We start from the raw sequence: 5006 nt of genomic DNA, 5'->3' as shown, positions 1-5006 counted from the left end.
CACCCTTGTCACCTTTGGCTCCAGTGGCTCCAGTATCTCCTTTGTCACCTTTCTCTCCAGTTGCTCCGGTTTCACCTTGAATACCTTGGTCACCTTTTTCTCCAGTGGCTCCAGTAGCACCAGTAGCACCAGTTGCACCTGTGTCACCTTGAATACCTTGCTCACCTTGGGCTCCAGTATCACCTTTCTCACCCTGGATTCCTTGCTCACCCTGAGCACCGGTATCTCCTTTGTCTCCTTTTTCTCCAGTAGCTCCGGTCTCACCTTTTTCTCCGTTTGCACCTGTGGCACCAGTCTCACCTTGAATACCTTGGTCACCTTGATCTCCTTTGGCACCAGTAGCTCCGGTTTCACCTTTTTCACCCTGAATTCCTTGATCACCTTGAGCTCCTGTATCTCCTTTGGCTCCGGTCGCACCTGTAGCACCAGTAGCTCCGGTGTCACCTTTCTCACCTTGGATACCTTGATCTCCTTTGTCACCTTTCTCTCCAGTTGCGCCAGTGTCTCCTTTGTCACCTTTGGCTCCAGTTTCACCTTTCTCTCCTTGGATTCCTTGCTCACCCTGAGCACCGGTATCTCCTTTGTCTCCTTTTTCTCCGGAGTCACCTTTTTCACCTTGGATACCTTGGGCTCCTGTATCTCCTTTGTCACCTTGGATACCTTGATCTCCTTTGTCACCTTTCTCTCCAGTTGCGCCAGTGTCTCCTTTTAATCCTTGTTCTCCTTGAGCGCCGGTTGCTCCGGTTGCTCCGGTTTCACCTTGAACACCTTGCTCACCTTGATCTCCTTTGGCTCCGGTCGCACCTGTAGCACCGGTCTCTCCTTGGATACCTTGTGCACCAGTAGCTCCGGTGTCACCTTTCTCTCCAGTAGCTCCAGTATCTCCTTTTAATCCTTGTTCTCCTTGAGCGCCAGTAGCACCGGTCTCACCTTTCTCACCCTGAACTCCTTGTTCTCCTTGAGCTCCAGTGTCACCCTTCTCTCCGGTTGCACCTTTCTCACCAGTAGCACCGGTATCACCTTTTTCTCCAGTTGCACCCGTTGCACCAGTATCTCCTTTATCACCTTTGGCTCCAGTGTCACCTTTCTCACCCTGAGCACCCGTTGCACCAGTCTCTCCTTGGATACCTTGTTCTCCTTTGTCACCTTTCTCACCCTGAACTCCTTGTTCTCCTTGAGCTCCAGTGTCACCCTTGTCACCTTTGGCTCCGGTTGCTCCGGTTTCACCTTGAATACCTTGGTCTCCTTTGGCTCCGGTCGCACCTGTAGCACCAGTGGCACCGGTCTCACCTTGGATACCTTGTGCACCAGTAGCTCCGGTATCTCCTTTGTCTCCTTTTTCTCCAGTAGCTCCGGTCTCACCTTTTTCTCCGGTTGCACCTGTGGCACCAGTCTCACCTTTCTCACCTTGGATACCTTGTGCACCAGTAGCTCCAGTGTCTCCTTTTAATCCTTGTTCTCCTTGAGCGCCGGTCCCACCAGTAGCTCCGGTCTCACCTTGAATACCTTGTTCTCCCTGAGCTCCAGTATCACCTTTTTCACCCTGGATACCTTGGGCTCCTTGAGCACCAGTAGCACCGGTTTCACCTTTTTCACCAGTGGCTCCAGTAGCACCGGTATCACCTTTCTCTCCGGTAGCTCCAGTATCACCTTTCTCTCCAGTTGCTCCGGTTGCTCCAGTATCACCTTTCTCACCTTGGGCTCCTGTATCTCCTTTGTCACCTTTGGCTCCGGTTGCACCGGTTTCACCTTGAATACCTTGTTCTCCTTGGGCTCCTGTGTCTCCCTTGTCGCCTTTGGCTCCTGTAGCACCAGTCTCTCCTTTTAATCCTTGTTCTCCTTGAGCGCCGGTTGCTCCGGTTTCACCTTTCTCACCCTGAATACCTTGTTCTCCTTGAGATCCAGTGTCACCCTTATCTCCTTTTTCACCTTGGATTCCTTGGGCTCCTGTGTCTCCCTTGTCGCCTTTGGCTCCGGTTGCACCCGTTGCACCAGTTTCACCTTGAATACCTTGTTCTCCTTGAGCACCGGTTTCACCTTTCTCGCCAGTGGCTCCTGTATCTCCTTTATCACCTTTGGCTCCAGTCTCACCTTGAATACCTTGGTCTCCTTTTGCTCCGGTTTCACCTTTTTCACCTTGAATACCTTGCTCACCTTGGATTCCTTGTTCTCCTTGATCTCCTTTTGCTCCGGTCGCACCTGTTGCGCCAGTGGCTCCGGTATCTCCTTTAGCACCGGTAGCTCCAGTCTCACCTTGGATACCTTGCTCACCTTGGGCTCCGGTTGCACCTGTAGCACCAGTGTCACCCTTGTCACCTTTCTCTCCGGCAGCACCAGTAGCTCCTGTATCTCCTTTGTCACCTTTTTCGCCAGTGGCTCCAGTAGCACCCGTATCACCTTTTGCTCCAGTAGCACCAGTATCTCCGGTCTCACCTTTTTCTCCGGTTGCACCCGTTGCACCTGTATCTCCTTTGTCACCTTTTTCACCTTGGATACCTTGGGCTCCTGTGTCTCCTTTTAATCCTTGTTCTCCTTTAGCACCGGTAGCTCCAGTCTCACCTTGGATACCTTGGGCCCCTGTATCACCTTTTTCACCTTGAATACCTTGCTCACCTTTGGCTCCAGTGGCTCCAGTTTCACCTTGGATACCTTGGGCACCAGTGTCTCCTTTTTCACCTTTTAGACCTTGTTCTCCCTGAGCACCAGTGTCACCCTTGTCTCCTTTTTCACCCTGGATTCCTTGTTCTCCTTGAGCTCCGGTTGCACCTATAGCACCAGTAGCTCCTGTTTCACCTTTCTCTCCAGTTGCGCCAGTATCTCCTTTATCACCTTTTTCACCCTGAATACCTTGTTCTCCTTGTGCACCAGTAGCTCCGGTTTCACCTTGAATACCTTGTTCTCCTTGAGCTCCGGTCGCACCTGTAGCGCCAGTCTCTCCTTGGATACCTTGTTCTCCTTTTTCACCTTTCTCTCCAGTTGCTCCGGTTTCACCTTGAATACCTTGGTCACCTTTTTCTCCAGTGGCTCCAGTAGCACCTGTAGCACCAGTTGCACCTGTGTCACCTTTTTCACCTTGGATTCCTTGCTCACCTTGATCTCCTGTGTCACCCTTAGCACCAGTAGCTCCAGTTTCACCTTTATCACCTTTCTCTCCAGTTGCACCCGTTGCACCAGTATCTCCTTTGTCGCCTTTCTCACCTTGAATACCTTGTTCTCCTTGAGCTCCAGTGTCACCCTTGTCACCTTTTTCACCTTGGATACCTTGATCTCCTTTGGCTCCGGTTGCACCAGTGGCTCCTGTAGCACCCGTTGCACCAGTATCTCCTTTATCACCTTTGGCTCCAGTGTCACCTTTCTCACCCTGAGCACCCGTTGCACCAGTCTCTCCTTGGATACCTTGTTCTCCTTTGTCACCTTTCTCACCCTGAACTCCTTGTTCTCCTTGAGCTCCAGTTTCACCTTTTTCACCTTGGATACCTTGATCTCCTGTGGCACCAGTAGCTCCAGTTTCACCTTTCTCACCTTGGATACCTTGTTCTCCCTGAGCTCCAGTATCACCTTTTTCACCCTGGATACCTTGGGCTCCTTGAGCACCAGTAGCTCCGGTTTCACCTTTTTCTCCAGTTGCTCCAGTAGCTCCGGTATCACCTTTTTCTCCAGTTGCACCCGTTGCACCGGTCTCACCTTGGATTCCTTGCTCACCTTGAGCTCCAGTTTCACCTTTTTCTCCAGTTGCTCCAGTAGCTCCGGTCTCACCTTTCTCTCCAGTTGCACCCGTTGCACCAGTATCACCTTTTTCACCCTGGATACCTTGGGCTCCTTGAGCACCAGTAGCTCCGGTGTTACCTTTCTCACCTTGGATTCCTTGATCTCCCTTGTCACCTTTTTCTCCGGTAGCACCTGTTGCTCCAGTAGCTCCTTTATCACCTTTCTCTCCTGTTGCACCTTTTGCACCAGTGGCACCGGTCTCACCTTGAATACCTTGCTCACCTTGGATTCCTTGTTCTCCTTGATCTCCTTTGGCACCTGTAGCACCAGTGTCACCTTTTTCACCTTGGATTCCTTGCTCACCCTGAGCACCGGTATCTCCTTTGTCTCCTTTTTCTCCAGTAGCTCCAGTCTCTCCTTGGGTACCTTGGGCACCTGTAGCACCAGTAGCTCCAGTATTACCTTTCTCACCTTGGATTCCTTGATCTCCCTTGTCACCTTTTGCTCCAGTAGCACCCGTTGCTCCAGTGGCTCCGGTTTCACCTTTCTCACCAGTAGCTCCGGTTTCACCTTTTTCACCCTGAATTCCTTGATCACCTTGAGCTCCTGTATCTCCTTTGGCTCCGGTCGCACCAGTGGCTCCTTTTAATCCTTGTTCTCCTTGAGCGCCGGTTGCACCAGTGGCACCGGTCTCTCCTTGGGTACCTTGATCTCCCTTGTCACCTTTCTCTCCAGTAGCTCCGGTCTCACCTTTTTCTCCGGTTGCACCTGTAGCACCAGTAGCCCCAGTTTCACCTTTCTCACCCTGAATTCCTTGTGCTCCTGTATCTCCTTTGTCTCCTTTTTCTCCAGTTGCTCCTTTGTCGCCTTTCTCTCCAGTGGCTCCAGTCTCTCCTTGGATACCTTGGTCTCCTTTGGCACCAGTAGCTCCAGTATCACCTTTCTCACCTTGGATACCTTGTGCACCAGTAGCTCCAGTGTCTCCTTTTAATCCTTGTTCTCCTTGAGCGCCGGTCGCACCAGTAGCTCCGGTCTCACCTTGAATACCTTGTTCTCCCTGAGCTCCGGTATCACCTTTCTCACCTTGGATACCTTGTGCACCAGTAGCTCCAGTGTCTCCTTTTAATCCTTGTTCTCCTTGAGCTCCGGTCGCACCAGTAGCACCGGTATCACCTTTCTCTCCGGTAGCTCCAGTTTCACCTTTCTCACCAGTCTCACCTTGAATACCTTGTTCTCCCTGAGCACCTGTGTCACCTTTAGCACCAGTAGCTCCGGTTTCACCTTGAATACCTTGCTCA

8 protein-coding genes are annotated in these 5006 nt (G+C 51.7%); all 8 read right to left on the bottom strand.

The genetic code is table 11. The annotated features are described in order from the left end of the window. Positions 1-678: hypothetical protein (locus tag EHW67_RS20765; RefSeq protein WP_238389937.1), on the bottom strand; the 678-nt coding region annotated here is incomplete at its 3' end. 30 nt (positions 679-708) lie between these two features. Continuing rightward, positions 709-858, bottom strand: coding sequence for a hypothetical protein (locus tag EHW67_RS20760; RefSeq protein WP_238389936.1), 150 nt, complete (start codon positions 856-858; stop codon positions 709-711). A 30-nt stretch (positions 859-888) separates the two neighbouring features. Then, entirely contained in the window at positions 889-1425 is a 537-nt protein-coding gene (locus EHW67_RS20755) for a hypothetical protein (RefSeq protein WP_238389935.1), read from the bottom strand. Positions 1426-1446: 21 nt separating this feature from the next. Continuing rightward, positions 1447-1812 (bottom strand): hypothetical protein, encoded by a 366-nt coding sequence (locus EHW67_RS20545; protein ID WP_202911981.1) that lies wholly within the window; start codon positions 1810-1812, stop codon positions 1447-1449. Positions 1813-1824: 12 nt separating this feature from the next. After that, positions 1825-2487: a hypothetical protein gene (locus tag EHW67_RS20540; RefSeq protein WP_202911980.1), complete on the bottom strand. Its 663-nt coding sequence runs from the start codon at positions 2485-2487 to the stop codon at positions 1825-1827. A gap of 30 nt (positions 2488-2517) precedes the next feature. After that, entirely contained in the window at positions 2518-2676 is a 159-nt protein-coding gene (locus EHW67_RS20535) for a hypothetical protein (RefSeq protein ID WP_202911979.1), read from the bottom strand. Positions 2677-2766: 90 nt separating this feature from the next. Continuing rightward, complete coding sequence (locus tag EHW67_RS20530) at positions 2767-4341, bottom strand: hypothetical protein (protein WP_202911978.1); 1575 nt, start codon at positions 4339-4341, stop codon at positions 2767-2769. A gap of 12 nt (positions 4342-4353) precedes the next feature. After that, a complete protein-coding gene (locus EHW67_RS20525) occupies positions 4354-4674 on the bottom strand; it encodes a hypothetical protein (protein WP_202911977.1) in 321 nt (106 codons plus the stop codon). Positions 4675-5006 lie beyond the last annotated feature (332 nt).

The organism is Arenibacter aquaticus (assembly GCF_003957295.1).
GTDB lineage: Bacteria > Bacteroidota > Bacteroidia > Flavobacteriales > Flavobacteriaceae > Arenibacter > Arenibacter aquaticus.
Note: the sequence above shows the minus strand (reverse complement) of the source record. Positions and strands in the feature narration are given on the sequence as shown.